The 13,562-nt window shown below is 67.5% G+C and carries 19 protein-coding genes; 2 read left to right on the top strand and 17 right to left on the bottom strand.

Annotation, left to right across the window (positions count from 1 at the left end; all coding sequences use genetic code 11):
- Window positions 1-52 precede the first annotated feature (52 nt).
- The 12 genes from ACQEVG_RS21505 to ACQEVG_RS21450 all read right to left on the bottom strand — a co-directional run bounded on the left by ACQEVG_RS21505 (window position 53) and on the right by ACQEVG_RS21450 (window position 8,339).
- Window positions 53-568, bottom strand: a complete 516-nt coding sequence (locus tag ACQEVG_RS21505; RefSeq protein ID WP_432986405.1) for a hypothetical protein — start codon at window positions 566-568, stop codon at window positions 53-55.
- A gap of 23 nt (window positions 569-591) precedes the next feature.
- Complete coding sequence (locus tag ACQEVG_RS21500; RefSeq protein ID WP_432986403.1) at window positions 592-1,311, bottom strand: hypothetical protein; 720 nt, start codon at window positions 1,309-1,311, stop codon at window positions 592-594.
- Between the two features lie 20 nt (window positions 1,312-1,331).
- Entirely contained in the window at window positions 1,332-2,102 is a 771-nt protein-coding gene (locus tag ACQEVG_RS21495; protein WP_432986401.1) for a hypothetical protein, read from the bottom strand.
- Window positions 2,103-2,127: 25 nt separating this feature from the next.
- Window positions 2,128-2,811 (bottom strand): PP2C family protein-serine/threonine phosphatase, encoded by a 684-nt coding sequence (locus ACQEVG_RS21490; protein WP_432986399.1) that lies wholly within the window; start codon window positions 2,809-2,811, stop codon window positions 2,128-2,130.
- 60 nt (window positions 2,812-2,871) lie between these two features.
- Window positions 2,872-3,558: a hypothetical protein gene (locus ACQEVG_RS21485; RefSeq protein WP_432986397.1), complete on the bottom strand. Its 687-nt coding sequence runs from the start codon at window positions 3,556-3,558 to the stop codon at window positions 2,872-2,874.
- 29 nt (window positions 3,559-3,587) lie between these two features.
- A complete protein-coding gene (locus ACQEVG_RS21480) occupies window positions 3,588-3,887 on the bottom strand; it encodes a hypothetical protein (RefSeq protein ID WP_432986395.1) in 300 nt (99 codons plus the stop codon).
- Between the two features lie 98 nt (window positions 3,888-3,985).
- Window positions 3,986-4,258 (bottom strand): hypothetical protein, encoded by a 273-nt coding sequence (locus ACQEVG_RS21475; protein ID WP_432986393.1) that lies wholly within the window; start codon window positions 4,256-4,258, stop codon window positions 3,986-3,988.
- Between the two features lie 54 nt (window positions 4,259-4,312).
- A complete protein-coding gene (locus tag ACQEVG_RS21470; RefSeq protein WP_432986391.1) occupies window positions 4,313-5,191 on the bottom strand; it encodes a helix-turn-helix domain-containing protein in 879 nt (292 codons plus the stop codon).
- On the bottom strand, window positions 5,188-5,505 hold the full coding sequence (locus ACQEVG_RS21465) for a hypothetical protein (protein WP_432986389.1): 318 nt from the start codon (window positions 5,503-5,505) through the stop codon (window positions 5,188-5,190). Before ACQEVG_RS21465 ends, ACQEVG_RS21470 begins: the two co-directional genes overlap by 4 nt.
- Window positions 5,506-5,645: 140 nt before the next feature.
- Window positions 5,646-6,689, bottom strand: coding sequence for a PD-(D/E)XK nuclease family protein (locus tag ACQEVG_RS21460; RefSeq protein ID WP_432986387.1), 1,044 nt, complete (start codon window positions 6,687-6,689; stop codon window positions 5,646-5,648).
- A 49-nt stretch (window positions 6,690-6,738) separates the two neighbouring features.
- Window positions 6,739-7,866 (bottom strand): phage recombination protein Bet, encoded by a 1,128-nt coding sequence (gene bet, locus ACQEVG_RS21455; protein WP_432986385.1) that lies wholly within the window; start codon window positions 7,864-7,866, stop codon window positions 6,739-6,741.
- A gap of 83 nt (window positions 7,867-7,949) precedes the next feature.
- Window positions 7,950-8,339 (bottom strand): hypothetical protein, encoded by a 390-nt coding sequence (locus tag ACQEVG_RS21450; protein WP_432986383.1) that lies wholly within the window; start codon window positions 8,337-8,339, stop codon window positions 7,950-7,952.
- 276 nt (window positions 8,340-8,615) lie between these two features.
- On the opposite strand from ACQEVG_RS21450, the gene ACQEVG_RS21445 reads away from it, so the two are divergent.
- Window positions 8,616-9,110, top strand: coding sequence for a hypothetical protein (locus tag ACQEVG_RS21445; RefSeq protein ID WP_432986381.1), 495 nt, complete (start codon window positions 8,616-8,618; stop codon window positions 9,108-9,110).
- 97 nt (window positions 9,111-9,207) lie between these two features.
- On the opposite strand, the gene ACQEVG_RS21440 is transcribed toward ACQEVG_RS21445, so the two are convergent.
- Both ACQEVG_RS21440 and ACQEVG_RS21435 read right to left on the bottom strand, forming a co-directional pair.
- Window positions 9,208-10,158 (bottom strand): hypothetical protein, encoded by a 951-nt coding sequence (locus ACQEVG_RS21440; RefSeq protein ID WP_432986379.1) that lies wholly within the window; start codon window positions 10,156-10,158, stop codon window positions 9,208-9,210.
- 2 nt (window positions 10,159-10,160) lie between these two features.
- On the bottom strand, window positions 10,161-10,583 hold the full coding sequence (locus ACQEVG_RS21435; RefSeq protein WP_432986377.1) for an effector-associated constant component EACC1: 423 nt from the start codon (window positions 10,581-10,583) through the stop codon (window positions 10,161-10,163).
- 392 nt (window positions 10,584-10,975) lie between these two features.
- Between ACQEVG_RS21435 and ACQEVG_RS21430 the strand changes: the two genes are divergently transcribed.
- Window positions 10,976-11,449 carry a hypothetical protein gene (locus tag ACQEVG_RS21430; RefSeq protein WP_432986375.1) on the top strand — a complete coding sequence of 158 codons (474 nt, stop codon included), beginning with the start codon at window positions 10,976-10,978 and terminating at the stop codon, window positions 11,447-11,449.
- Window positions 11,450-11,636: 187 nt separating this feature from the next.
- On the opposite strand, the gene ACQEVG_RS21425 is transcribed toward ACQEVG_RS21430, so the two are convergent.
- From ACQEVG_RS21425 to ACQEVG_RS21415, 3 genes are all read right to left on the bottom strand, one after another.
- A complete protein-coding gene (locus tag ACQEVG_RS21425; protein WP_432986374.1) occupies window positions 11,637-12,287 on the bottom strand; it encodes a hypothetical protein in 651 nt (216 codons plus the stop codon).
- Window positions 12,288-12,468: 181 nt separating this feature from the next.
- Window positions 12,469-12,645, bottom strand: coding sequence for a hypothetical protein (locus ACQEVG_RS21420; RefSeq protein ID WP_432986372.1), 177 nt, complete (start codon window positions 12,643-12,645; stop codon window positions 12,469-12,471).
- Window positions 12,646-12,653: 8 nt separating this feature from the next.
- The gene (locus ACQEVG_RS21415) at window positions 12,654-13,271 is read right to left on the bottom strand and encodes a hypothetical protein (RefSeq protein WP_432986370.1); all 618 of its coding nucleotides are present in this window, start codon (window positions 13,269-13,271) and stop codon (window positions 12,654-12,656) included.
- Between the last annotated feature and the right edge of the window lie 291 nt (window positions 13,272-13,562).

The raw sequence follows: 13,562 nt of genomic DNA, 5'->3' as shown, positions 1-13,562 counted from the left end.
GATGGGGTGGTGGTCCGCCAGGTGGCCGCCTCGCACGCGGCACGGTGGGCGGTTAGTCGTCGAGGAGTGGTGTGCCTGCTCGGAGCGGGCCGTGGTCGAGTTCGGCGGCGATGTGGGCGGGGATGCGCGGGACTTGGGTGGTGTGGAGGGTGATCTCGCCGCCGCCGTAGTCGATGGCGACGGTCCCGTCCGGTTCGGTGCGGGTGACGCGTCCGTAGAGGGGCTGGTCGGGGTGGCGGACCCAGTCGCCGACGGCGAGCGGCGGCAGGTGCTGGGGGCACAGGCCGGGATCGCGCAGGGAGAGGTGGGAGGCGGCTGGGTGCCAGCAGGGCTGGCCGTCGGGGCGCGGGTGTTCGCAGCCGCGGGTGAGCTGGCCGTAGCCGTCGCAGCGGATGAGGACCGGCTGAGGCCAGGGCTCGCTGGCGCGGACGGCGGCGAACGTGACGGCTCCGTTCGGGCCCTGGTTGTGGTGGGCGAGGTACTCGACGGTCAGGCCGACCGTCATCGGCCAGGTCTTGAGCACGTTGGAGGCGATGATCTGGGCGTGCTGCGCGGGGACAGCGGGCACGAGCAACCTTTCAGGAGTCAGGTTCATGACATTCCGTTGCCGATGGCCAGCTTGGGCAGGGTGAGGATCGCCTTGCGGCCTTCCGGGTTGTCGATGGGCAGCAGGTGCTGGGCGCGCAGGTGTGGGAGGGCGCGGATCTGCGTGGCGAGCGCAGTGATCTGCCATTCGGTCTCGGCGGGCCACAGCGGCCGGTGCGGCAGGGCCTGGATGGGTTCGGCGATGGCGCCCCCGAACTCCGAGATGTCCGCGCTGGTGAGGTCCAGGACGTGGGCTGAGTCGTCGGTGAAGTCGACGGTGAGCAGGATCGCGTGCCTATGGTGGGCGCGGGCGAGTTCGGCGATGCGGGCGGCCCGGTCCTGCGGCGGGAGTTCCAGGACCCACTCCCCCGCTCCGGTCGGCTCAGAGCGTACGGCGCTCCAGGCGGACGACTGCAGCCCAGCGAGGGCATGGGTCAGGTCGTCGGCGACCTCGTCAAGGTCGAGGGCAGGCACGCCGACGGTGGCATCGAGGATCTGCGTCTGAGTGCCGTCGGGACTGGTGGTCCAGAAGGCGCGCAGGTCCAGTTCACGGGATCTCGCGTAGTGGACGAACGTGAGGTGCGTGGCACTGGGGAACGCCGCGCGGATGCGGGCGCTGACGTGGTCGAGGACTGCGATCTCGTAGGTGGCCAGAGCTTCGTTGAAGGCGGTGACGGCCGCTTTGCGGTGGTGCAGGGTCGCGGCGATCTGGTTCGTATCGGTCATCGGGATGGTGTCCTTCCGGGTCACGGGGTGGTGTGCAGGGCGGGCTCGAGGTAGGGGAAGGTGAGCAGCCACAGCTGGTCGCCGTGCTCGGAGGTGACGTCCACGCACGGAGTGAGGTGTCGGCTGCGCAGGTGCGGGAGGGCGTAGAGCTGGCCGAGGACGCCGGCGAGCTGATGGGAGACGTCGTGCGGCCACAGGCTGTCGGGCGTCTCCGGTGAGCAGCGGGGGCACGGGATGGTGACGGACTCGCCGCTGGCGCGGATAACCTTTTCGAAGCCGACGGCGATGCGCCCGTGGTTCGCCTCGAAGAGGCAGATCAGGGAGATGGCGTCGGGGACGTAGCGGCGTACGATGCGCGCGATGTGCGCGGCGCGGTCGGCGGGCGGGAGGGTGATCCAGCGGCGGTCGCGGTGCTGGTATTCGGGATGCGGCTCGGCCAGTCCCCAGTGGTAGAGGTACGGTCCGGCCAGGACCCGCTCAAGGTCGTCGACGAGTTCCTCCAGGTCCAGCGGCCCGTCCAGCGTCTCGTCTTGTGCGGGGGTGGTGTGGGCGTCGTACAGGAGGCGGCAGGTGCCGAGTCCGGGGGCTTGGGTACTCCAGATGCCGTGCAGTTCGAGGTCGCCGTCCGCGTCTTCGCTGACCTCGAGGTGCTGGGCGTCGGGGTGGGCGGCGCGCACCCGGGCGGCGATGTCGTCGTGGATGGCGAGGTAGAGCGTCTCGCCTGCCTGGATGTAGGTGACGGCGAGGTCGTTCAAGGGCTCTTCGGTGGGCCGAAGTGGCTGGTCGCTCAAGTGGGTTGGCTCCTTAGGTATCAGGTCAGGGCTGGTAGTGGAGAACTAGGGCGGTTGCGTTGTCGGGTCCGTGGATGCCGGCGGCGGTGACGAGGATCTGCGCTGCGTCGTCGGGGTCGGGCTCGGCCAGGGCGCGCAGGATGACGTCGTCGGCGAGGTTCTGGCTGATCCCGTCGCTGCACAGCAACACGCTGCGGACGGTGTGGATGGGCAGGCTGGTGGTGACGAACTCGTGGCGCGCGACAGTGCGGGTGGCCTTGCGGTCGTAGAGCGTGAGCGGGCCGCCCTGGGTGGTGCGGCGACGGATGTGTTCGCCGAGGGAGTGGTCGTAGGTGGCACGCGTTAGGTGGCCGTCGTCGGTGAGCGCGTAGGCGCGGCAGATTCCGGCCCAGGTGATCGCGACGCAGCTTTGGTCGGGGTCGAACAGGGCGGTGACGATGGACGCGTCCGCCATGTTGTCGCTGGCGGCGAGGCGCTCGCGGGCGGCGGCACAGCCGGCCTCGGGCGTGGCAGTGAGCGTCGCGCGGGCGGCCGCCTCGGCGGCGAGTTGGGCGGCTTCGGCGGCCTCGAGGGTGTCGCCGAGGCCGTCGGTGACGCAGGCGGCGATGCGGCCGGTGGCCTGGTCGCCACTGACGGCGAAGGCGTCAGCCTGGAACTCGCCGTGGCCTTGGTGTTGGGCGCCGCCGACACGCCAGGGGGTTGGTGGCATGGCCTGTTCTCCTTCCGTACAGCAGTGGTGGATAGATGGCTGGGTGGGGCTCGGGGTGCGTTAGGTCACAGGCATGGCGGTGGGCAGGTCGGCTGTGGTGGCGGTGAACTGCGGGCAGGCGCCGAAGCGTTCGTGGAGGGGGTGCTCGCTCTCCCACTGGCGGCACCGGATGCAGGCAGGCCGGTCGTGCTTCGGGGCGGGGCGGGCGATGTAGGCACCGGGCAGGTCGCCGTCGGTGAAGACGATGACGCCGGTGGCCTCCTCCAGGCTCGCGGCGCCGGGGCTGCTGATGGTGGCGGCGCGGAGCATGGTGCGTACGAGCGCGCCGGACCAGTCGAAGCCGGGGATGGTGTCGGCCTTCGGGTGGTCGTAGGTGACCCGGTAGGCCGGGAATACCGCCTCGGCCGGGTCGGTGAGTGGGCGGGCCCAGAAGTGGACGGGCCGGTCGTCATCACGGAGTTCGGGCTCGGGGGCGACGGCGGAGACGATCCGCATGATCAGGTCGCCGCTGTCCCCGAGTCCGGCTTGCTGGGCGGCCTTGGCGCACAGTTGTTTGAAGCCCTCGACGCCGTAGCCGGCGAGCCACCGGTCGGGGGTTAATTCCCCGCCGAAGGTGGTGCGGAAGTCCTCGCGGTCTCGACGCTGCACTGCGGCGATGAGGTCGACGGCTCGGTGGATCTGGTCGGGGCGGACGCCGTGCGTGGCGGCCTCCGCGTACAGGAGCTGTTCGCGTGTGGGCTGGTCCACTTCTCTCTCCCTTTTTTGTGGGCGCTGTGCTATTCGGTGGTCGGGCGCAGGGTGAAGTGCTCGGCGGTCTGGGCGTGCAGGGCGTCGAGGCGGGCCGAGAGGCGCTTGCCGAGGGTGCGGCCCACCATGTCGACGCCGTGGTTGTCGGTGACCGACTCCAGCCGCCACCGGCGGTGGCCGTCGTCGAGGGTGAAGTCGCAGATCTGGCCGCTCTGCTGGCCGTGCAGGCTCAGTACGCGGACGGCGTGGCCGCCGCTCTCATGGCGCTCGGTGGGGGCACAGAGGACGCGGGCGGCGACGACTATGGCGGCGATGTGGGTGATGTTCATGGAGGTTCCTCGCACTCTGGTGGCCTCGCCCCGGCACACGCCGGGGAGGCTTGTTATTGCCTCCACACATGTCGGAGGCGTAAAGGCGTACACGCAGGTCAGAAGGCGTCGCGGTAGAGGTCCGGGCGGCCGGTGACCTCGCGCAGCGCGCACACGAGCAAACGGCCGGCCATCTCGACGCCGAGGACATCGCGCACGAAGTCGAGCGGCTCGACGGCGCGGCCGAGGACGTCGCCGTAAGCGCGGGCCAGTTGCTCGCCCATTTCTTTGGCCAGCCTTTGGGCCTGTTCGAACTGCGCCTCGTCTACGCCGCGGGCGGCGAGGTTGGCGCTCAGGGTGGCGCGTTGGGCTGGAGTGAGGAAGCTGAACACCGGTCGGAACCTCCGAAGTTGGGAGCGTTTTCCAGTGGAACTGATATGATTTTATCATCCTTGATCACTTTGCGTCAAGTGTTGTTTACGGCTACGGGGTCGGGTGCTGTCGCGCTGGCGGCTGAGTCGGATCGCGTCGCGGGCGGCTTGGCGGGGGCCTTCGATGGCTCCTTGGGCTTCCAGCACCTGCACTTGGGCGCGGTGCGCGCCGTCTTCCTGGAACCACCGGCGGTCGCTGTCGCGGGCGCGGTCGTCCTTCGCCTGCCTCTCCTGAGCGGCGGCGGTCGCCTGGCGGCTGCGGGGATTGGTACCGCAGCCACGGCAGTTGGGTGCGGGGGTGTGTGGGTGGGCCGTGCAACCTCGGCTCGAGCCACCGTCGTTCTTGCCACCGGCTCCCCCTGTGCTATCGGTCCCTTCACGGTCGTCACCGTCCGCCGGGGGTAGGGGGTTGTTTCTCTGGTGGTTCCCTGACGGTTCCCCCGTCATTTTGACCGGTAGGCCCGTGGGATTTGACCTCAGGTCATTGTGACCAGCGGTCATTTTGACCGCCTGCTTTGCCCCGATGTCGTCCGGCTCACTCTCCTGGCTGGTGTCCTCGTCGTCGGCCTGTTCCGCGGAGTCTCCGGGGTCCGCGGGGGACTGCGGGTGTGGTGGAGGGCCGACGAGCCGGGGGGTGCGCAGGACGTAGCGGTTGCTGGTCCGGCGGCCTTCGACGAAGCGAGGGCTGCGGGACATATAGCCTTGCTGCTCAAGCCACTTGAGATGACGGCGCACGGTGCTAAGACTCTGGCTGGTCTTCGTGGAGAGCGTTTCCTGCCCGGGGAAGCAGGACCAGGACTCGTCCGCGAAGTCGCACAGCGCGAGCAGCACCAGCTTCGCGCCCGGGTTGGGGATCTGCTGCTTGAACGCCCACGCCATCGCCTCGATACTCACGCTTCTTCCTTCCTCCATGCCGCCCGCCAGCGGATGACCGTGCGGGCCTCCACACCGACGGGCTCGGCGATGGCCCGCGCCGGGTGGCCTGCGCGGGTCGTGATCCGGGCGGCGAGCTCCTGCTCGGCTTCGTTGAGTTCGGGCGCAGGGAGTTCGCCGTGGACGACGCGCTCGACGGCAATGAAGCCCATGCCGTCTTCGTTGCTGGCGGTGGTGCTGACGTAGACGTGGCAGAGCTGCCGGGTGGGGTCGCTGCCAAGGAGCGAGAACGGCGCGGCGACGCTGTGCGGCCTGGGTGTGTAGGTGCTGGCCACGGCGCGGTCACTCCTCGTCGTCGAGGTCGCTGCCGTAGGTGGGTGTGAACATGAGGAACTTCCCCTCCAAGGGTTGGGTATGCGGTATCGCCGAGCACCGGGGCCGGCGAGGTGCGGGCCCCGGTGTCGGGAGGCGCGGGTCAGGTCGTGTCGGGGACGCGGGTGACGCCGATGGTGCGCGAGGTGCGGCCGCCGGACTTCATCGGGATGTCGACGCTGAGGCCCTCGAGGATGCGGATCATCGCCTCGGCATCGGGTTCGGGCGGGCGCGGGTTGCCGCCAGACCAGGAGAGCCTGAAGTCCCCGTAGGCACCGGGGTCCGCGGCATCGAGCATCTTGCGGGCCTTGGCCTTGCGCTTCTTCGCTGTGCTCTCGATCTCCGCGGCATCCGCGTAGGCACGCAGGGCGTCGGTGATGCCCGCTTCGTCCTCGGCGAGGATGGTCTGCGGGGCGCGGCCGTCGCCAGCGAGTTGGTCGAGGTTCCAGCAGGCCGTCTTGAACGGGCAGTTGTCGCAGATGATCGACAGGCCGGGTCCGTCGAGGTCGCGTGGCATGGCCTCCGGCTCGGTGCTCTCAACGACGTCCTCGGCCCAGGCGAGCGCCTGCTGGGTAATGTCCTCGTCGTACATGCGCTGGTGGACGACGACCTGACCGTATTCGCGGCCCACGTAGCGCAGCCGTACCGCGTCGACGGCCAACGGTTTGCCGGTGGGCAGGTACGGGTGATCGGTGAGGCCGCCGGTGCGCAACAGGTGGGCATACAAGTGGACTTGGAACCACTCGTGCAGGCTGGGGCCCTGGCGTACGACAACGTCTAGGGCGCGGGTGGACTTGGTCTTGACGTCCTCGACGACGCCGGGAGTCGCGCCGCTCGGGGCCCAGTAGGCGTCGGCGTGGCCAAGGATGACGCCGTTGGTCAGCTCCAGTTCGGTATGGGCGCCGTACTGCTCGGCCAGCACGCGCAGGATGCCTTCATGCAGCCAGGTGCCGAGGATCGCGGCGTGCATGTTGTCGTCGAGATCGGTCGGCCAGGCACCGTGCACTTCGTAGGCGGCGCGGCGTCTGCACAGACCGATCGAGGACGGGCCGAGGAGGCGCTGGCGGGAGCGGGGCCGAGCGCGGTCTTCGCGGTGAGCGCCCTTCCACAGGTCGGGGACAGTGATCGTGCCAGGATCGATGGACAAGGTCTTCTCGCACTCTGATGGGTTGGCCACCCCGCGGGGTGGCTGGCGGCTACTTCGCGGTGCTGCGGGCCGACTTGGTGCCTGCCGATGTACGGGCGGTCGTCTTCTTCGCGGCGGCCTTCTTCGCGGGTGCGCGCGTACGGGAGCCTGCGGATCTGCGTCGGCTGGGAGTGGCAGCCTCCGTTGCATTGGCTGGTTCGGTATCCACCGTGAGTGCCCCGGCGAGCTCCTGGAGCTGTTCGGGGCTGGCGTCCTGGAAGGAGACGCTGAAGTCGTCGAAGCAGCGTTCGTTGACCGCGTCGAAGCTGATACCGAGCCGCTTCGCAACGTCGCGGACGGTGCCGCGTGCCTTTTCCACCGCGCCCTGCGGATCGACGGCCGCGCCGGTCTCGGCCTCCTCGGCCTGCCCGCCGAGCTGGTCCTTCTTTTCCTGCGTGGCGGCCGGTTCGACGACTTCGGCGTCCACGACGCCGGACTCCGAGGCGGCCGGTGCCTCCGGCTGCTGGGCGGGCGGCTTCTCGCCGGGAGTGCGCAGCCGGACCGCGGCGGCCTGGACACGCTCGCGGGACTCGGCCGCGTCCGCAGCGTGCATTTCCTCGTCCACGTGCAGCCCGGACAGGTCTGCCGGGCAGGCGCGGCGCAGGGCGAGGGCTTCTGCGACCTTGCTGAGCTGGCTGGCCGGCATCTGCGGCCACAGCCCGCCGAGCTTGTACTCCTGGGACTCGTAGTCCCAGACCTTCGGCGCGTACTCGCGCCAGTGGGCGACGGCGGGGAAGCGGGAGTCTCCGCGCCACAGGACGGCCCGGCACGCGGCCGGGGGTTCGTCGCGCAGCCACACGGTGTGCTCGCCGCCCTCGGCGTCGTACCAGACGAAGTCCTCGTACGCGATGGGTTGTCCGGCGTGGTCAGCCGCGCGGCGGGCGATGAGCCGATAGCCGTCGATGCCGGTCTGGATGGTCCAGCGGATCTCCCCGCGGGACTTGCGCTTGATCATGTAGATCTGGCGGCCGAACGGATCGAGCCCGGACGCCTTGCAGTAGTGGAAGAAGATCCCCAGCTGTGCCGGACTGGCTTCTGCCAGGTCCGGGAACGCCGCGCGCAGCGCGCGCAACTGCTGGTCCTCGAACGCCTTCTGGTCCTCGCGGATCGCGAGCCAGGTGACCGGAGCATCGGCCACATCCCCTCCAAGCAACCTCGTTCCCCTTTACTGACGTTCAACTGTCGCAACACATGTTGAGAGCAATTGAAGCTGATCTAAATCTATTTCACTTGATCATTATCGTCAAGTGTCGAATATTCTCCATCATGCTCGCCCACACGCAGGCGCCGCAGCTCGAACACGTCGCGCCATTCCGGGTGACGCGCACGCAGCAGGCGCGCGTAGCGCGAAGTGAAGCTGTTGTTCAGCTGGAACGATTCGCCATGGGCGAGATCCGTTGCGATCCAGCGCAGTTGCTCGAACAGCGCCTTGACGCCGATCCGGCCACCACCGGACGCGACCCACCGAGACGTAAGCCGCTCCAGCGCCTCGTACACCCAGGGATGCTCGGCGTGAAAGTCCTCGAACCGGTCGTCCAGCGTTGGCGCATTCTCATCCTGCCCGGAGTTCTGCTCGTCGAGCCCCAGCGGGAGTTCAACTTGTCGGTACACACTTCACCCCCCACACGATTGCGTACCGTCTGAACACATGTCGGAGTTACACCTTAGAGGCATCGACCGGGATACGCGCGAGCCGGGCCATCACCAATCGGAGTGCGCCAGCCGTCGGTCACGAAAGGAGCTCACGATGCATCCAGAAGACGCACTACCTATATCTCCCAGAAAAGCCCTCACTACTTCAAGACAACCGCTAGACGCGGCGAGTCAAGGCGTGCCAGCATCGCTCTCGTCGCCACAGGGGCGACCATACGAAGGGGTGGGGGATCCATGACGCAGCAAGAACTGGAGTTCATCTCCGTGCCGGTGCCGCGTGAACATGTCACGAAGGTGTACGCCTACCTTGCGCAGCTCTCAGGCACGGCACGTTTGCCGTCGGAGTCACCTGTCGATGGCGAGGCGGAAGTAGAAGAGGACGGCAAGTACCCCTACGTCGAGTGGAGCGTGGAAGACCTACGCGATCTGACAGCGGCCCAGCTGTCGTCGGTCCAGACGGTTGCCGGCGTGCTAGACGTCCTGGCCGAACAGCCAGGCAACCGGGTTAGCTACACGTCTCTTGTCGACAGGCTCGCCGTCGAAAGGAACCAACTGCGTGGCTCCCTGGCCGCGTTCACCCGTGTCGTCCACAAGCACTACCGCCGAAGGAATTGGCCCATGACTTGGGTGGAAGGGGCTAGCCAAAATCCCGAGTTCAAGTCTGAGTTCTTCTACACGGTGAGCGAGACCATCGCCGAGCGCTGGAAGGAAGTCCGCGCTGGGCAGTGATACGCATGCCGGGTGCCTGAGCGCTTCAGTCGGTTGGACCGATCTCCGTGATGACTACGCCTGGATGACGACTCCCGCGCTGAGGCACGGCATCGGGTCAGGAAACGGACTGTGGAGGCTCTCCAGTCGCACGGGGCGGGTCGATGCGGTAGGGCTCGAAAGCGGTGTCAGCGGCCGGAGCGTAGGGCTTGGTGGACATGCGTGTGACCAGTTGCCACATGCGGCGTTCGTCTTCCAGGCTTTTGGGGAGGGCGAGTCCAAGCCCATCGGCAAGGGGCTTGCGGCCCAGGTTGACTATGGCCCGTACGGCTGCGGCCCATTCGTCCGTGGCGGCCACTGCGGCGTGGTACCAAGCCGGGGTCAGGACGATCAGGCTGACCCCAGTGATGACGAGCACTGGTCGGTGGGCGTGGGAGGCAGACAGCGAGGCGAACGCGGTGACGGCCACGACCGCGTGCCCGTACAGCAACGCCACGAAGAAGTCGACGCTCGTGCGGGCGGTGACGACCTGCTTGGTGGTCGGCTCCGGGGCGGCGCTCGCCAGTTCGTTCCACAGCACCTGAGTGTCGAGGCGGTAGCGGTCGTATCCGTACTCCTCAAAGCGGCGGATGGCGTTGCCGAGCCGGGTCGGGGTGATCTGTCTGTCGCTCACCGGATAGCGGTTGAGATTCTCCCGGAGGAGGGCGCGTCGGATGGGCGACGTGAAGGCGGGGTCGGCGAGGCGGTCGGCTGTCCTTTGGCGCCGGGATCGCTGCAATCGGCAGCCTCGCTCGTATGCGGCAGCCGGCCACAGGGCATACCCCTCCAGGACGCGGTAGAGGGGTGTCTGCAGGGCGTTCAGGACGAGTCCGAGCAGGACGGCGGCCACAAGCAGCAGGAGTGCGGTGGGGCCGTTGGATGCCGGCCACAGAGGATCCAGCACGGTGGGGCGGTGCAGACTCGGGGCGACGGCGAGGGTAAAGACGGCAAGGTTGAGAGCCGTGGGCAGGATCCAACCCACCAGCAGTGCCCAACCGCCTCCAAGCGCGCCTTTGGCGATGTCTCCCACGGTTACCGCTCCGGCGTTTCCCGTGGCCAGTCATCATCTGGGTCGAGCGGGGGTCCGGGAGAGGTGTGACCATCTGGTGTGGTGATCGATTCGTCCCGCTGCTGGCTTCCTGGTGCCGCCAGGACGCGGCTGAGCTCGGCTGCGTCGTCGGGGCTCGCGTCCGTGAGGGTCACCACCTGGCCCGACGGACCCTCAATGGTGAGTTGGACGGATCCCATCCGGGAAAGCAGCCACATCCTGATCGCCACACCCAGCGGGGCGAGCTCCGAGGCCGAAGCAACGAACACCTGGATCTGCGGTGGACCGGGAATGATACCGGGCTGCGGTGGACGGGGGACGATACTGCTGACCGAGGGCTGCTCCAGGAGCCAGCGCGCCAGTGAAGCCGCTGCGGACTCGTCAGGAAGAGAGATGATGAGGTCCACGCCGCCCCCGTCCGCTGATGACCTGATCGCGCAGCCAGCATAAGGCCGGGGGTACGTCGGTGATCCCGACTCGTAGGTCTCAACTGCCAAGTAGCTCATGCCCGTTCGGCTGGCGCCGCGACGTTGATGCACTGGTTTACAACGCCGCGAAAGTCCGGATGAACGCGAACATCCCGGTCAGCCTCATATGCGCGAGCACACGGTTGTGCTCAACTGGCCATCTGAAGGGTCCTTACCGCGCCTCCGTGATGGCTACGCCTGGAGGAGGATGGCGGCTCTCGGGACCTGTGGGAGTGCGGGTCGTACTGCCCTTCTTACCTCTTCCCAGTTGCCGGGTAGGTCCGCCAAAGTGACCCTGCTGGTGGGCTGACCCAGCGGACAGGAGGGGGAAAGTGTCTGACGAAGTATTTCATTTCGAGCCGAGCCACTGGCGGCTGGGTGCTGTCCGGGTAAGGCAAGAGGTCGCCGATGATGAGGATGTCGTGCCTGCGGGCGGGGACAACATGGACGGCCCAGGGTGGGATGGGCTCGTGGCCGTAGTCATCTTGACCTGGACGGGGCCACCGCTCGCCCAGGTTCTTGCTTCCCACGTGGCTGACGCTCTTTGGCAGTCATTCCGGAAGGTGTTCTCGCAGCTCCGCAACCTGCGTGAAGAGGGTGGAGACGATCGGTTGCACCTCACAATCGTCCAGACGGGGGACGAGCAACTGAGAATTCGAATCCCCGGCGGCCTCCCAGATGAGGCACACCTGGCCCTGATACGGGACTTCGATGACCTCGTGAGAGCAGAGCCCACTGCCTCGGCGATACGCATCGTCTGGGATGCGGACAAGGAGAAATGGGCGAGGAGGGCATCTGCCTCGTGATCCCATCTGGTGCGCCCTGAATGAGCAAGGTCGTGGCCGCACTTCCGTGAAGGGTCGACTCGATGGGGTACAGCCCGACAATGCACCGATCGTAGAGGTCACGGATGCGCGGCCAGCCATCTGAAGTACTCAGTCACGCCGAGGCCACTTTGAACAGGCGGCCCCGGTCTGCCCGCAGCAGTGCCGGCTATCGCTTGGGGCGTACGGTCAGCGAAAAGCCGTCCTTCAACAGCTCCGCCGCGAACGCGGCGACGTCCTCTCCAGAGTGCTCATCCGGCAGGAACGTCCGCGCCTCCGGGAGCGGCAGACGTTCAGGCTTGGGCTCTGCCGAGGGCTTGCGGCCGCGGGGCTTGACCTGCTCGCGCTCCCCCGCCCGGATCCGGCCGATGCCTTCCTGCACGATGACCCGCCCGCGCTGCTCAGCGTCCTCGAGCACGGTGTCCAGCAGCCACAGCGGCGAGCCGGAGATCACCGCATCCTCGGGCACGAGGCTCTTGCGGACCCGCCACTGGTAGACGTCCATGTACTTCTTGCCGAAGACCCAGGGGATCTCCTTCAGGCCGACGATGTCCGGCAGCTCCGACGCGTCGGCGACTTCGTACCCGCCGACGATGCCTGCCTTGTAGTCCTTCAGCCGCTGCGGGGAGTACTCGCGTGTCCCGTCCTCGGCGAGCCCGAGCACGGTCAGCAGCAACCAGTACGGGTTCCCGGAGATAACGGCGTCCGGCTCTCCCAGCACGCTGCGTGTCTTCCAGAGCTGGGAGGTCTGCCGTTCCACTCCGTAGAGGAACGCGATCTCGCCGTGCCCCAGGAGATAAGGGAACCGCTTCTTCGCCACGACGCCTCCGTGCCCGCATATCCATAGAACGAACTTGACACGTCAAGCATAGTTGATGCCAGCCGGGCGGATTCGTCAGTGGGTCGGCACGGGATGTGGGCCCCTCCCGAAGCCCAGGGAAGGGCCCACCGCCAGTCGTAAGGGTGTCCGTTCCAGCATCATCACCGGGACGGCGGCGACATCAGTACCGGCGCTTGCTGTTCTTCACGGGCCAGTGCAGAACGTCCCGGATCCGCCACCACAGCTTGCGGGCGCGCGGCGTCTCGGTGGAGTAGCTGTGGCCGAACCAGATGCTGTCCGCGCTGCGGCCCAGCGGGATCCCCTCGCGTGGATACCGCTCTGGGGGTTTGTCGACCATAGGGCCTCCTACGGCTGCCTGGTCCCGCATCCCTTGCGCAGTTCATTGTCGGAGCGGGTCGTCGGGCCCCAGCCGATACCGCTGGCGTAGCCCTTCATTACAGGGTAGTAGGTGTAGGTTCCGCCGCCGTCATTGCAGTCCGACGACCATCCGTAGTCGATGAAGCTGTTCGTCGTCGAGCGCGTGCTGTGCCAGTCGTTGTAGCCGCGCGGGCCGCTCCACGAGCTGCGCCACATCTGCGTCTGAAGCTTCTGCGAGCCGAAGGAGCCACTGCACACCTGCGATGTCTCCCACTGGAACCATGCGTTGGCGCCAGCGCCGTGGAACTTGACGTCGGAGATGTAGACGGAGCACCTCGCGGCAGCCGGCGCGGCCGGGGCCTCGGCAGGCTTGGCCTGGCCAGCCTTATATGTGTAGGAGAAGAGCTGGCCGTCCTTCGCCTTCCCCCACTCCCCGATCGTGGTCCCCTGCACCACGCGATGCCCCTCGACCATCACGTAGCCGGGCGAGGAGTCCGACGTGCCCGCGGTCGACGGTGCCGCTGCGGCCGCGGACGTAGTGAATACAACAACAGCGGCTGTGGCTAGCCCGATCGCCACATCGGAGAGGGCTCTTGCTGTGCGCATAGGTGTTCCCTTCCGTTGCATGCCCGGCCGGTCGAACCAGGCAGTAAGGGCACACTAGTTCGATACTTCTGGCGGATGTGACCTCTGAGTACACGTGGCCAGAACACGTCCCCATCACCTGCAGCGGACATCACCGGTCGACTCAAAAGCCGCGCCCGCCAGCCTCCTTGGTGAGCGAGTGCAATCAGACAGGCTTGGGGGCGGCTGTTGTGTTCTCAAAGGTCGCGCCTGCGCCGGTCAGCAGCGCCGAGGGGGAACGATCGCGCCGGGTGCCAGGAACAGCACCGCGAA

This window comes from Streptomyces sp. CA-135486 (assembly GCF_050936555.1).
Classification (GTDB): domain Bacteria; phylum Actinomycetota; class Actinomycetes; order Streptomycetales; family Streptomycetaceae; genus Streptomyces.
This window is presented reverse-complemented; position numbering and strand designations above follow the sequence as displayed.